At 77.5% G+C, this 13538-nt stretch carries 12 protein-coding genes; 8 read left to right on the top strand and 4 right to left on the bottom strand.

Features of this window, described 5'->3' with window-relative positions; all coding sequences use genetic code 11:
- Positions 1–163 precede the first annotated feature (163 nt).
- Positions 164–967 carry a S16 family serine protease gene (locus LO771_RS22670; protein WP_230745625.1) on the top strand — a complete coding sequence of 268 codons (804 nt, stop codon included), beginning with the start codon at positions 164–166 and terminating at the stop codon, positions 965–967.
- A 39-nt stretch (positions 968–1006) separates the two neighbouring features.
- Here LO771_RS22670 and LO771_RS22675 read toward each other — a convergent pair whose 3' ends face one another.
- Positions 1007–1486 carry an Lrp/AsnC family transcriptional regulator gene (locus tag LO771_RS22675; RefSeq protein ID WP_230745627.1) on the bottom strand — a complete coding sequence of 160 codons (480 nt, stop codon included), beginning with the start codon at positions 1484–1486 and terminating at the stop codon, positions 1007–1009.
- Between the two features lie 177 nt (positions 1487–1663).
- Between LO771_RS22675 and hppD the strand changes: the two genes are divergently transcribed.
- Entirely contained in the window at positions 1664–2812 is a 1149-nt protein-coding gene (hppD, locus tag LO771_RS22680; RefSeq protein ID WP_230745629.1) for a 4-hydroxyphenylpyruvate dioxygenase, read from the top strand.
- Positions 2813–3104: 292 nt separating this feature from the next.
- Positions 3105–4469 (top strand): FAD-binding oxidoreductase, encoded by a 1365-nt coding sequence (locus LO771_RS22685; protein ID WP_230745638.1) that lies wholly within the window; start codon positions 3105–3107, stop codon positions 4467–4469.
- 84 nt (positions 4470–4553) lie between these two features.
- Here the strand turns inward: LO771_RS22685 and LO771_RS22690 are convergent, their stop codons facing one another.
- Complete coding sequence (locus tag LO771_RS22690; RefSeq protein WP_230745640.1) at positions 4554–5114, bottom strand: hypothetical protein; 561 nt, start codon at positions 5112–5114, stop codon at positions 4554–4556.
- A 75-nt stretch (positions 5115–5189) separates the two neighbouring features.
- Between LO771_RS22690 and LO771_RS22695 the strand changes: the two genes are divergently transcribed.
- The 3 genes from LO771_RS22695 to LO771_RS22705 all read left to right on the top strand — a co-directional run bounded on the left by LO771_RS22695 (position 5190) and on the right by LO771_RS22705 (position 9028).
- Positions 5190–5930 carry a response regulator transcription factor gene (locus tag LO771_RS22695; protein WP_230745642.1) on the top strand — a complete coding sequence of 247 codons (741 nt, stop codon included), beginning with the start codon at positions 5190–5192 and terminating at the stop codon, positions 5928–5930.
- On the top strand, positions 5927–7366 hold the full coding sequence (locus tag LO771_RS22700) for a HAMP domain-containing sensor histidine kinase (RefSeq protein WP_230745644.1): 1440 nt from the start codon (positions 5927–5929) through the stop codon (positions 7364–7366). Before LO771_RS22695 ends, LO771_RS22700 begins: the two co-directional genes overlap by 4 nt.
- 309 nt (positions 7367–7675) lie before the next feature.
- Positions 7676–9028 carry a glycosyltransferase 87 family protein gene (locus LO771_RS22705; protein ID WP_230745646.1) on the top strand — a complete coding sequence of 451 codons (1353 nt, stop codon included), beginning with the start codon at positions 7676–7678 and terminating at the stop codon, positions 9026–9028.
- A 76-nt stretch (positions 9029–9104) separates the two neighbouring features.
- Here LO771_RS22705 and LO771_RS22710 read toward each other — a convergent pair whose 3' ends face one another.
- A complete protein-coding gene (locus LO771_RS22710) occupies positions 9105–9512 on the bottom strand; it encodes an SsgA family sporulation/cell division regulator (protein WP_230745648.1) in 408 nt (135 codons plus the stop codon).
- A 390-nt stretch (positions 9513–9902) separates the two neighbouring features.
- Between LO771_RS22710 and LO771_RS22715 the strand changes: the two genes are divergently transcribed.
- Complete coding sequence (locus tag LO771_RS22715) at positions 9903–12002, top strand: RDD family protein (RefSeq protein WP_230745650.1); 2100 nt, start codon at positions 9903–9905, stop codon at positions 12000–12002.
- 76 nt (positions 12003–12078) lie between these two features.
- Positions 12079–12789 carry an RDD family protein gene (locus tag LO771_RS31140; protein ID WP_304944853.1) on the top strand — a complete coding sequence of 237 codons (711 nt, stop codon included), beginning with the start codon at positions 12079–12081 and terminating at the stop codon, positions 12787–12789.
- A 205-nt stretch (positions 12790–12994) separates the two neighbouring features.
- Here LO771_RS31140 and LO771_RS22725 read toward each other — a convergent pair whose 3' ends face one another.
- Positions 12995–13291 carry a hypothetical protein gene (locus LO771_RS22725; protein ID WP_230745652.1) on the bottom strand — a complete coding sequence of 99 codons (297 nt, stop codon included), beginning with the start codon at positions 13289–13291 and terminating at the stop codon, positions 12995–12997.
- Positions 13292–13538: the final 247 nt, after the last annotated feature.

Consider the following 13538-nt stretch of genomic DNA (forward strand, 5'->3'; position numbering starts at 1 on the left):
CCGGGCCCCCGGCCCGCAGGGTGCCGGCCCGCCCGGGGTGCGCCCGGCCGTCCGCCCGGGGTGCGCCCGGCCGCCTGCCCGGCCGTCCGGCCGGCCGCCGGGCCCCGCCGTGACCGGCGGGCCGGGCGGTCCGCGTGCACACTCCCGCGCCGGCTGTGTTTTGATGCCGGACGTGCCTGCCGCCCTGCCCTCCCCCCGCGTCCGTGCCCTCGCCCTCTGCGCCCTGCTGCTCGCCGCGCTGTACGCCGTCGCGGCGCTCGCCCCGCTGCCGTACACGATCATGCAGCCCGGCATCACCGCCGACACCCTCGGCCGGTACCGGGGCAAGCAGGTGATCACCATCACCGGCGCCCCCGTGCGCAGCACCAGCGGGCAGCTCCGCATGACCACGATCGCCGCCACCGCGCCGGGCGAGGAGATCAGTCTCACCGACGCCCTCGCCGCGTGGCCCGACCCGGCCCGCGCCGTGGTGCCCAGCGAGGCCGTCTACCCCTCCGGCCGCTCCACCGAGGAGGTGGAGAAGCAGAACACCGCCGACATGCGGCAGTCCCAGGACGCGGCCACCGCCGTGGCCCTGCGCCACCTGCACCTGGCACCCGGCCGGGTGAAGGTCTCCCTCGACCTCGCCGACGTCGGCGGCCCCAGCGCCGGCCTGCTCTTCACCCTCGGCATCATCGACAGGCTCGACGGCGACGGCCACGGCGGCGACCTCACCGGCGGCCGGGTGGTCGCGGGCACCGGCACCATCGACGAGGCCGGCCGGGTCGGACCCGTCGGCGGGGTGGCGCTGAAGACCCGGGCCGCCGCCCGCGACGGCGCCACCGTCTTCCTCGTCCCGCGCGCCGAGTGCTCCGACGCCAAGGTGGACACCCCGAAGGGGCTGCGGCTGGTCCCGGTCGACACCCTGGACGGCGCCCTGAAGGCCCTCGCGGCGCTGCGGAACGGCGGCCCCGTCCCTTCCTGCTGACCCTCCGGCGCCTTCCTCCGGCCCCCGGCCCTCCCGCCCTCAGCCGGTGCCGGACGCCTGCGCCACCAGCGGCAGCACCCGGTACGGCACCGGGTTCTCCAGGGCGATCGCCGTGGAGGCGCGCATGATGCCGTCGAACCCCACGACCCGGTCGATCACCCGCTGGAGGTCGGCGTTCGAGCGGGCCACGATCCGGCAGAGCATGTCCCCCTGCCCGGTGATGGTGTGCAGCTCCAGCACCTCCGGCACCGACGCCAGGTGGGCCCGGATCGCCCGGCCCTGCCCCTGGGCGATCTCCAGCGTCGCGAACGCCGTCACCGGGTAGCCCAGCGCCGCCGGCTCCAGCTCCGGGCCGAAACCGCGGATCACCCCCCGGGCCCGCAGCCGGTCCAGCCGCGCCTGCACGGTGCCGCGGGCCACGCCGAGCCGCCGGGAGCACTCCAGCACCCCGATCCGGGGCTCCTCGGCGAGCAGGGTGATGAGGCGGCCGTCGAGGCCGTCCAGGGGGGTGTCGTCCACGGCGTCTCCCGTCGGTGCGCAACCTGTACAGGAATGCTGCACCGGCCGCGGTAGCGCTGTACAGACTGACCAGTCCTCCGGCGAACGGTTGCGCAACCGTGTGAGCGGCGCCACGGTGAGCGCACACAGCTGCACAACCCGGGTACCGGAACGCGTACGCCCCACAGGGAGGCCGCCATGACCGACACCACTCCGCTCACCAGCCCCTCGCACGCCGGCCAGGCCGACCCCTTCCCGGTGCGGGGCATGGACGCGGTGGTCTTCGCCGTCGGCAACGCCAAGCAGGCCGCCCACTACTACTCCACCGCCTTCGGCATGCGCTGCACCGCCTACGCGGGCCCGGAGACCGGCACCCGCGAGACCGCCTCCTACGTGCTGGAGTCCGGCGGCGCCCGGTTCGTCCTCACCTCGGTGATCAAGCCGGACACCGACCACGGCCGGTTCCTCGCCGAGCACGTCGCCGCCCACGGCGACGGCGTCGTCGACCTCGCCATCGAGGTCCCCGACGTGCGCGCCGCCCACGCCTACGCGGTCGAGCACGGCGCCACCTCCCTGGAGGAGCCGTACGAGCTCAAGGACGAGCACGGCACGGTCGTCCTCGCCGCCATCGCCACCTACGGCCAGACCCGGCACACCCTGGTCGACCGCTCCGGCTACGACGGCCCGTACCTGCCCGGCTACACCGCCCGCGGGCCGATCGCCGCGCCGCCCGCCAAGCGGTTCTTCCAGGCGATCGACCACTGCGTGGGCAACGTCGAGCTCGGCCGCATGGACGAGTGGGTGTCCTTCTACAACCGGGTCATGGGCTTCACCAACATGAAGGAGTTCGTGGGCGACGACATCGCCACCGAGTACTCCGCGCTGATGTCCAAGGTCGTCGCCGACGGCACCCGCAAGGTGAAGTTCCCGCTCAACGAGCCGGCCGTCGCGAAGAAGAAGTCGCAGATCGACGAGTACCTGGAGTTCTACGGCGGCCCCGGCGTGCAGCACATCGCCCTCGCCACCAACGACATCGTCGCCTCCGTCCGGGCCATGCGCGAGGCGGGCGTGGAGTTCCTCGACACCCCCGACAGCTACTACGACACGCTGGGGGAGTGGGTCGGCGAGACCCGCGTGCCGCTGGAGCAGCTGCGCGAGCTGAAGATCCTCGCCGACCGGGACGAGGACGGCTACCTGCTGCAGATCTTCACCAAGCCGGTCCAGGACCGGCCGACGGTCTTCTTCGAGATGATCGAGCGGCACGGCTCCATGGGCTTCGGCAAGGGCAACTTCAAGGCGCTGTTCGAGGCCATCGAGCGCGAGCAGGAGAGGCGCGGCAACCTCTAGCCGGCTGCTCGCGCGCGAGCGACCGGAGTCGGCGCGGCGACCTCTGGCCGGCTGCTCGCGCGCGAGCGACCGGAGTCGGCGCGGCGACCTCTGGCCGGCTGCTCGCGCGCGAGCGACCGGAGTCGGCGCGGCGACCTCTGGCCGGCCGTTCGGGCGTGAGCGGCCTGCGGCGGGGCCCGGCGGAACACCGCCGGGCCCCGCCGCCCACCCGGGGGGCTTGTCCGGACCCGCCGTGCACGGAAGAGTGGATCTCCGGGACACCCACGCACCGCGCCCGGGAGGCGACGCACCCATGAGCGACCTGGTCGAACTGCTCCTCGAGGGCCTTCCGCCCGACGCCGTCGCCACCGACCCCGACGTCACCGCCGCCTACCGCCGCGACATGGCGGGCTTCTGCGACGCCGGCGCACCCGCCGTCGTCGTCCACCCCGCCACCGTCGAGCAGGTGCAGCACGTGATGCGCACCGCGACCCGGCTGCGGGTGCCCGTCGTCCCGCAGGGCGCCCGCACCGGCCTGTCCGGCGCGGCCAACGCCGTCGACGGCTGCATCGTCCTCTCCCTCACGAAGATGGACCGCATCCTCGACATCGACCCCGTCGACCGCACGGCCACCGTCGAGCCGGGCGTCGTCAACGCCGTCCTCTCCCGCGCCGTCGCCGCGCACGGCCTCGCCTACCCGCCGGACCCCTCCAGCTGGGAGTCGTGCACGATCGGCGGCAACATCGGCACCGGCTCCGGCGGCCTGTGCTGCGTGAAGTACGGCGTCACCGCCGAGTACGTCCTCGGCCTGGACGTCGTCCTCGCCGACGGGCGCCTGCTGCGCACCGGCCGCCGCACCGCCAAGGGCGTCGCAGGCTACGACCTGACCCGCCTCTTCGTCGGCGCCGAGGGCACCCTCGGGATCGTCGTCCGGGCGGTCCTCGCGCTGCGGCCCGCCCCGGCGCCGCAGCTCGTCCTGGCCGCCGAGTTCCCCTCCACCGCGTCCGCCTGCGACGCGGTCTGCGCGGTGATGGCCTCCGGGCACACCCCGTCGCTGATGGAGCTGATGGACCGCACGACCGTACGGGCCGTCAACGCCATGACCCGGATGGGCCTGCCGGAGACCACCGAGGCGCTGCTGCTGGTCGCGTTCGACACCCCGGACCCGGCCGCCGACCTCGACGCGGTCGGGGAGCTGTGCCGGGCGGCGGGCGCCACCGAGGTCGTGCCGGCCGCCGACGCCGCCGAGTCGGACCTGCTGCTGGAGGCCCGCCGCCAGGCGCTGCCCGCCATGGAGAGGCTCGGCACCACCATGATCGACGACGTGGCCGTGCCCCGCTCCCGGCTCGCGGAGATGATCGACGGCGTCGCCGCGATCGCCGACCGCCACGGCCTGACCATCGGCGTCTGCGCCCACGCAGGGGACGGCAACACCCACCCCGTGGTCGTCTTCGACGCCGCCGACCCGGCCGAGGCCGCCCGCGCCCGGGAGTCCTTCGACGCCATCATGGCCCTCGGCCTGGAGCTGGGCGGCACCATCACCGGGGAGCACGGCGTCGGCCTGCTGAAGAAGGAGTGGCTGGCCCGCGAGCTGGGCCCGGTCGGCCTGGAGCTCCAGCGCGGCATCCGCTCCGTCTTCGACCCGCTCGGCCTGCTCAACCCCGGCAAGGTCGTCTGACGCCCCGCCGGCCGGGCCGGCGAGGCGGGACGGGCCGGCCGGGACACCCGGGGCGTCCGGGACACCCGGGGGACCGACGGGCCGTCACCCCTCCACGGTCTGCACCGCCGGCGGGTGGCCGTTCCAGGTGACGAAGACCGAGTCGGTGACGCCGTCCCGGGAGAAGTCCACCCGCAGCCACCCGTCGCCGTGCCACACCTGCATCTCCCACCCCGGCTCGGGCGCCGCCGACACCAGCTCCGCCGAGTCGGGGTGGAACTCCACCGCCACCCGCCCGCCGTCCACCGACACGCTCCGCACGTCGCCGCCGGGCACCCCCGGGGAGGCGCCCCCCGCGGACGGCGGGGCGCCCGGCCGCCGCGGGCCGGGCACCCTCCCCGCCCGTCCGAGCGAGGGGGAGGAGCGCGCCTGCGGTGTCCGCGACGGCTGCGGCGCCCGCGCCGTGGCGGGCCCCAGCTCGCCCTCCGGCAGCCGGGTCGACGACGCGTCAGGACCGTCCGGGGCGCCGGGCGCCGGGACGGCCGGGGTCCGCGGCGGGTCGAACGCGCCGTCCGACAGCACCGCGTGCACACCGAGCCAGGACAGCGACACCGCCGCGCCGGTGGCCGCCGCCCACGCGCCGGTCTGCAGGATCCCTCTCCGCACCGTCGCAATACTGCCGTATCGCGAGCCTCGCGATGTCATGCACGCGAATCACCCGTATGGCGTACGGTGCGGGCCATGGCAACTGTGCTCGTGGTCGAGGACGACCCGTTCGTGCGCTCCGCCCTCATCCGGCACCTCTCCGACGCCGGCCACGCCGTCCGCAGCGTGGGCACCGCACTGGAGGCGCTGAGGGAGGTCGCCCAGGTCGGCTGCGACCTGGTCATCCTGGACCTCGGACTGCCCGACCTCGACGGCAGCGAGGCCCTCAAGATGATCCGCGGACTCACCAACGTCCCCGTCATCATCTCCACCGCCCGCGACGACGAGGCGGAGATCGTCCGGCTGCTCAACGACGGCGCCGACGACTACCTCACCAAGCCCTTCTCCGGCGAGCACCTCTCCGCCCGCATGGCCGCCGTGCTGCGCCGCGCCGGGGCCGGGGCGTCGCCCACCGCGCAGCTGCTGCGCGTCGGCGGCCTCTACATCGACCTCCAGCGGCGCGAGGCCGCCCTCGACGGCGCGATGCTCGACCTGACGCGCCGTGAGTTCGACCTGCTGGCCTTCCTCGCCGCCCGGCCCGGCGTCGTCGTCCCCCGCAAGGAGCTGCTCGCCGAGGTGTGGCGGCAGACCTACGGCGGCGACCAGACCATCGACGTGCACCTGTCCTGGCTGCGCCGCAAGCTCGGCGAGACCGCCTCCCGCCCCCGCTACCTGCACACCGTGCGCGGCGTCGGCGTCCGCCTGGAGGCCCCGCCGGACGCCGTCCCGCACGCCCCCCACGCCCCCGCCGACACCGCCCGGGGGCACCACCGGTGAGATGGGCCCTGGTGAAGGCCGCCATCGCCGGCACCACCATGGTGGCGCTCGCCTTCCTCATCCCGCTGGGCCTGATGGTCCGTGAGACGGCCCGCGACCGGGCGTTCGCCGCGGCCGAGCGGCAGGCCGCCGCGCTCGGCCCCGCGCTCGCCATCACCACCGACCGCGAGGCCCTCCAGCGCGCCGTCGCCTCCACCCAGGCCGGGGCCGACCGCCGCGTCGCCGTCCACATCCCCCCGCCCAGCGGCACGGTCGCCCCGCAGGCGCTCTCCACCGTCGGCACCGCCCGCGCGGCCGAGGGCGACCTGGCCACCGCGATCCGCCGCGGCCGCTCCTTCACCGTCCGGGTGCCCGGCGGGTTCACCCTCCTCCAGCCCATCGCGGTCGACATCAACCGCAAGGCCGTCGTGGAGGTGTTCGTCCCCGAGGACGACCTCACCCGCGGCGTCGCCACCGCCTGGATCGTCCTCAGCCTCGTCGCGCTCGCCCTGGTCGCCATCTCCGTCGCCGTCGCCGACCGGATGGGCGCCCGCATCGTCTCCTCCGCCCGCCGCCTGGCCGCCGCCGCCCGCTCGCTCGGCTCCGGCAACCTCGCCGTGCGGGTGCCGGTGGAGGGCCGCCGCGCCGAGGGCACCCCGCAGGAGCTGCGGGAGGCCGCCGTCGCCTTCAACGCCATGGCCGACCGCGTCGTCCACCTCCTCGCCGCCGAGCGGGAGATGGCCGCCGACCTCTCCCACCGCCTGCGCACCCCCCTCACGGTGCTGCGGCTCAACGCCGCCTCCCTGGGCGAGGGCGACGCCGCCGAGGCCACCCGGCACGCCGTCGCCCAGCTGGAGCGCGAGGTCGACCAGATCATCCGCGCCGCCCGGCGCACCGTCGACGACCAGCCCGCCGTCTCGGTGGGCTGCGACGCGGCCGAGGTCATCCGCGAGCGGGTCGGCTTCTGGTCCGCGCTCGCCGAGGACGAGGGCCGCGCCTGGCAGCTCGCCGGGGCCGACGCCCCCGCCGCGGTCCCCGTGCAGCGCGGCGACTTCGCCGCCGCCGTCGACGCGCTCCTCGGCAACGTCTTCCGGCACACCAAGGAGGGCACCGCCTTCTCCGTCGACGTGCACACCGGCGACGAGGCCGTCATCCTCATGGTCTCCGACGCCGGACCCGGCATCGCCGACCCCGAGGCCGCGCTCCGCCGCGGCGAGGGGCAGGGCGGCGAGGGCTCCACCGGCCTGGGGCTCGACATCGTGCGCAAGATGGCCGAGGCCACCGGCGGCGACATGGCCGTGGGACGGTCCGCCCTGCTCGGCGGCACCGAGATCCGGCTGCGGCTCCGTACCCGCGCCGAGGCCCGCACCGAGGGCCTCAGCCGCCGCCTGGCCCGCGCCCGCCGCCCCGCCTCCCGCCGCCGCGGCGGCGGCGCCCGGGCCGCCTCCCGCCGCTGACCCGTCCGCACCGGCCCGGCCCGCGCGGACCCGTACCGGACCCGCACCGGGTCCGCCGGCCCGCGCCGGCCCCCGCCCGCCCGCCGGCCCCCGCCCGCCCGCAGGCCGGGGCCCGCGGGTACCGGCACCCCGTTCCGGTGCCCGCCCGCCCCGTCCGGCGCCGTGTGCGTCCCGCCGCCCCGGGGCAGGCGCCCCCGGACGTGCCCCGGAACCGGGCCGCGGGGCCTGTCCGTCCTCCCCACGGGCCCCGGGGTGCGCCGGAGCCATCGGGTAGGGTCGCGGGGTTCGACGTGGGAACGGAGTACGGACGTGGCAGTGGTGGAGCAGGAACGGCCGGCAGGGACGGCCGGAGCGGGACGTGCGGGCGGTGGTCCGGCGTTCGTCCGGGCGCTGCGCGAGGCGCCGCGCCGCCCCACACTGGCCGCCGCGGCCGCCGCGGCGCTCTCCCTGGCGCTGTACGCCGTGGTGCGGCACCTCGTCGGCACCTCCATGATCGACATGCTGGTCTACCGGGCGGAGGGCCGGGCCGTGCTCGACGGCACGGACCTCTACACCATCCGCGTCTCCGAGTGGGACCTGCCCGCCACCTACCCGCCGTTCGCCGCGATGCTCTTCGTGCCGACGGCGTGGGCGGGCGTCGGCCTGCTGCGCCTCCTCGTCACCGGCGGCAACGTCCTCCTCCTCGGCACCGCCGCCTGGCTCTCCTGCCGGCTGGCCGGCTGGCCGCGCCGCGAGCTGCGCCCGGCCGCCGTCCTGCTCACCACCGGCTTCGGCGTGTGGCTGGAGCCCGTCTGGACCACCCTGCGCTACGGGCAGGTCAACCTCGCCCTGCTCTGCCTGATCCTGTGGGACCTCACCCGGTCCGACGCCGGCCGCGCCAAGGGCGTCGGCATCGGCATCGCCGCCGGCATCAAGCTCACCCCCGGCCTCTTCGCCGTGTACCTGCTGCTCACCGGCCGGGTCCGGGCCGCCTTCACCGCCTTCGGCGCCTACCTCGCCACCGTCGCGATCGGCTGGACCGCCCTCCCCGCGGCCTCCCACGGCTTCTGGACCACCTACCTCTTCGACTCCAGCCGGGTCGGCAAGACCGAGATCGTCGACAACCAGTCCGTGCGCGGCGCCGTCGCCCGCCTCCTGCACACCGCCGAGCCCGGCACCGCGGGCCTCGCGGCCGGCGCCGCGGCGGCGGTCCTCGGCCTCGCCGTCGCCGTGTGGGCGGGGCGCAGCGCGCCGCACCTGCCGCGCGCCGAGGCCTGGGGCGTCGTCTGCACCGCGGTCACCGCCCTGCTGGTCTCCCCGATCAGCTGGACCCACCACTGGGTGTGGTGCGTGCCGCTCGCCGTCCTGCTCGGCGCCGAGGCCGCCCACGAGAGGTCCCGGCCGGAGGCCGTCCGCAGGCTCCGGTGGCGCCCGATCCTGGGCGTCGTCCTCCTCGGCTTCTGCTCCTACGGCATGTGGCTGGTGCCGCACCACGGGCCGCGCGACCTGTACCTGCCGGTCTGGCAGCAGGTCCCGGCCGCCCTCTACCCGCTGCTCGGCCTCGCCGTGCTCGCCCTCGCGGCGGCCCGCGTCCGCAGCCGCCGGGCCGCCCTGCGCCGCACCCCGGCGACGCTGCCCGCCCAGCGGCCGGGCGTGCGCCGCGAGACCGCCCCCGTCCGCTGACGGCGGCGCGGCCGGGGCCTGGCCGCCGCACGTCGCACCCCGGGGCCCGTCCCGCGGGCCCCGGCCGTCCCGCAGGTCAGGCCAGCAGCTGCGCCAGCCCCGTGTCGAGGTCCAGCGTGTCGCCCTCGCTGCCGGGCGGCACCAGCCGGTGCGTGCGCTCCAGCCACGCCGTGACCGCCGCCAGCGGCGCCTCCAGCAGCGCGTCGCCCGCCGGGGAGCTCAGCCCCATGTTGAGCACCCCCCGCCCGTCGGCGCGGCCCGGCCACACCCGGACGTCGCCCTGCCCGCACGGCCGGAAGGTCCCCTCGGCCAGCAGCTCCCGGGCGAACACCCAGGTCACCGGGGTCTCCGAGCCGAGGTGGAAGGTGATGTGGACGGCGTAGGGGTCGTGCGCGCCGTACGACAGGCGGGCGGGCACGGGGACACTCCGCTCGGGCGAGAGCACGAGGTTCAGCTCGAGCTCGTGCTCGACCAAGGTCTCCATGGGGTGACTTCCTCTCTGCACCGGAGCCTCCCGGCGGCATGACGCGTCTGCCCCGCCACCGGTCCGTGATACGTGAGAGCCCCCGGACGGAGCACTCTTACACGCCTTCCGCCGTCCGGTACCTCCCCCGTCCGGCGGGACCGCGCCGGACGGCCGCCGTCCACCGGGGGCGCGGCGGGCCCCCCGACCGGGTCTTCCTTCGGCAACGACCCCACCGGGAGGCGTGCGGGTACTACGCTTTGTCACTGCTCGGGTGCGTCCCGTACCGATGCGTGCCCGGGCGGTCCCCGCGCCCCGTCGCCGCCGCCCTCGAACCCGCGGCGGGGGGAGGGCGTACCAGGAGCGGGGCCACCACCCGACAGCCAGAGCGGACCACGGGACAGGGGACAGATGACGGACCGACCCTCTTCCGGCACCACGGCCGGGGCGCCCGTGCCCGGCTACTACCCGGACCCGTCCATCCCCGGCTTCGTCCGCTACTGGGACGGGCACGGCTGGGCCCCGGGCACCACCCGGCCGGCGCCCCGGCCGGGGGAGGTCCTCGCCCCGCCCCGCGTGGTGGCGCGGCGGCAGGCGCCGACGGCGCGGCCCGTCCCGCCCCCGGCGGTCCCCGGCGGGACGGAGGGCGGGGCCGCGCAGGAGGACGCCCCGTCCGCCGCGGAGCCCCCGGCCGCCGCGGAGCCGCGTGGCGGCTCGGAGCCCCGGGACGGCGCTGCATCCCCGGCCGCCGCCGAGCCCCCCGGCCCGGGGGAGTCCGCGGACCCCCCGACGGCCGAGGGGGCGGCGGCGTCCTCCGGCCCTCGGGCGGCCTCCGCGGCCGGTCCCGCCGCCGGGCGGACCGCCCTGCCGCCCGTCCCCGCCCGCGGCTGGGCCGGACCGGCCCGGCTCGACGAGTCCGGCCCGGTCTTCTTCGACGAGACCACCGGCGGCACGTCGTTCACGACCGGCCCCGGCACCGGGCCCGTCCCGGCCGCGCTCCCGTCGGGCGCCCCGGCCTCGCCGTTCCCGGCCCACGACCGCAAGCAGAGCCCCTGGGCGACCCCCGCCCACCCCGTCGTCCGCCGCCCGGCCCCCGTGCAGGTCCAGGAGCCGGGGCCCGCACCGGCCGACGCCCCCCGGTCCGGCACCCCCGGGGCCGGCGTCCCGGAGGCCGCGGCACCCCCCGTCGTCCGGCCCGCGCCGCCGGAGGCGTCCCCCGCCGCGGCGGCCCCGGCGTCCCCGACCCCGGCGCCCCCGGCCGCGGACACCCCCCGGCCCCGGGCCGCCACCCCCGAGCCGTCCCCGGCCCCCGGCGGCCCCGCCCGGCACGACACCGCAGCCGCGGCCGCAGCCGCGCCCCCGACCCCGGCCGGAGCGGCGGCCCCCGCCGCCGACCGGGCCGAACCGGGGCCCCCGGCCGGTGCGCAGGGCTCCCCGGAGGGGCGGGACGCCCGGTCCGGCTGGCAGGCGGACGCGCTGAGACAGCGCGGACTGATGGAGTCCGAGGCGGCGCCCCGGTGGGTCTCCTGGGGGGTCGCCGACGCCGGGGCCGGCCGTCCTGCCGCCCCCCGGACCGAGGACGCGTCGGCCGCCGCCGCTGCCCCCGCCGCGCCGGGGAAGTCCGCATCCGGCCGGGCCGGGGCGTCCGCCGGGACCGACGCGCCCGCACCCGCGGCGTCCGCGAACCCGACCGCCCCGGCGCCGGGGAAGCCCGCCACCGGCAGCGCCGGCGCTGCCGACCGGCCTTCCCCCGCCGCGCCCCGCGACCGCTCCTCCGGCACCCGCTCCTCCGGCACCCGGTCCTCCGCCGTCCCGGCCCCCGCTCCCGCCCCCGCACCCGCTCCCGCCGACCAGGCGACCCGGACGAGGATCCCCACCCGTGACGCCGCCCCCCGCCCCTCCGACGCCGCGCCGCCGAAGGCCCCCGGGACCCCTGCCGCCGACGCGGCGCCGGCCGCCCCGCGCCCCGCCCTGTCGCAGGCCGCGGCCCGCCGCCAGGCGGCCGCCGCGGAGCGCCGCAGGGGCCGGCCGGCCGGGTACGCCAGGCGCCTGTGCGCCCGCGCGGTCGACACCCTCGTCGTCGCGGCCCTCGCCGCCGCCGTGGGCATCCCGCTGGCGTCCTCCGCCGTGCACCACCTGCAGGAGAAGATCGACGCCGCCAAGGCGTCCGGCCGGTCCGTGCGGGTGTGGCTGATCGACCCGACGGTGCTCGGCAAGGCGGGCCTGTTCCTGCTGGTGGTCCTCTGCATCGGCTTCCTCTACGAGGCCGTCCCCACGGCCCGCTGGGGCCGCACTCCGGGCAAGCGCCTGCTGCGGGTGCGGGTGCTGGACACGGAGTCCCGCCGGCCTCCGGGCCTCGGCGCCTCGGTGCGCCGGTGGCTGGTGCAGCAGCTGCTGGGCGCGGTGCTGCTCGGCGGTTTCCTGGACTCGCTGTGGTGCCTCTTCGACCGGCCGCTCCGCCAGTGCTGGCACGACAAGGCGGGCGGGACCTTCGTCGCGGCGGACGACTGAGACCCGTTGACCCGCTTGGCCGTATCGGCGCGTCCGTGTCCGGATGGCGGCGTTCCCCCGGTGTTCTACTCGGACCATGAGCACCCAGGAGCCGCCCGGACCGGGCCCCGAGCAGGAGGGCTCCGGCCCGCCGTCGTTCGACAAGCAGCCGCCCCCGCCCGGCGCCGCGCCCCCGCCGCCCCCGGGCGGCGAGCCCCGGTACGGGCAGCAGCCCCCGCCGGGCGGCCAGCCCCCGCCGGGGCAGTGGCCCCCGCAGGGCCAGGGGTCCCCCTACGGCCAGGCGCCGCCCCCGCCCCACGGCCAGGCCCCGCCCTACGGCCAGGCCCCGCCCTACGGCGAGCCCGGCGGCGGCCCGGTGCCGGGGATGCCGCCGCTCGGCAACCGCGGCAGGCGGCTGCTGGCCCGCATCATCGACGCCGTCCTGGTGAGCGCCGTCTGCGGCCTGCTCTTCGGATGGTTCTTCGACTGGGGCACCCGGAGCGGCGAGGTGGCCCTCTCCCTCGTCTTCGGCCTCGTCTACTGGGTCTACGAGAGCCTGATGCTGTCGCGCGACGGCCAGACGCTGGGCAAGAAGGCGGTCAAGGTGCGGGTGGCCCGGCTCGCGGACGGCGCCGTGCCCACCCCGGGGGAGGCGTGGGGCAGGGCGGCCGTCTACACCCTGCCCTCGATGCTGTGCTGCGGCCTGTGGGTGGTCGTCGACGGAGGACTGTGCCTCTTCGACCAGCCCTACCGGCAGTGCGTGCACGACAAGGCGGTGCGGACCGTGGTGGTCTCCACCGCCCCGTGAGCCGGCGGCCCGGCGGCCCTGCGGTCCGACCGCCCGGCGGTGCGCCGGTGCGGTCCGCCCGGCCCTGCGGCGGACCGTTGACGTGTCGACATGGCGCTTTCACGTCTTGACGCCCTGTCGGCTTCGTGCAGGACCGCGGGTGCGCAGGTCCTCCGGGCGTCCGCGCCGCGCCGGGCCCGGTGTCCGGAGCCCGTCCGGCCGTGCCTCAGCGGCGCCCGGGTGACGGTTCGGCGTACTCGCGCTCCGCGGCGGCCGGGATCCGCCGGCCCGGTACGCCGTGTGCTGCGCCGGGCACGGCGCCGGGGGCGACGTCCCGGCTGTCCCGGGGGGCGCGGCCGGGGACGAGGAGCGCGGTGGCGAGGGTGCCCAGGGCGAGTCCGAAGACCACCAGGACGGTGACGGCGGGGACGCTGTCGGCGCCGGACACGGCGAGCAGCACCGCGGTGGCGGAGACGACGGCGAGGGTTCCCCAGCAGATCTGGGCGGGGGTGGGGCGGGGCATGGCGGTTCCGTCCTTCGCATCGGGGGTGTGCGGGGCGGGGTGGGATCGGCCGGCTCCCCGCCCGTGCCTCCCGTGCGCGTGCTGCGCGATGCGCGGACGGCGGTCGGGACGTCAGCAGATCCGCTGTGCAGATACCCGGTGCATGTGCTGGTGAGACCAGACTAACCCCCGCGGAGGGGTGCACGGGGGGCGCACGGGCTCACCTCCCGGTGGACGGACTGTGGCAGTCGTCACGCAAAGGGCGCAT

Origin of the sequence: Streptacidiphilus sp. ASG 303 (assembly GCF_020991365.1) — a bacterium.
Taxonomy (GTDB): domain Bacteria; phylum Actinomycetota; class Actinomycetes; order Streptomycetales; family Streptomycetaceae; genus Peterkaempfera.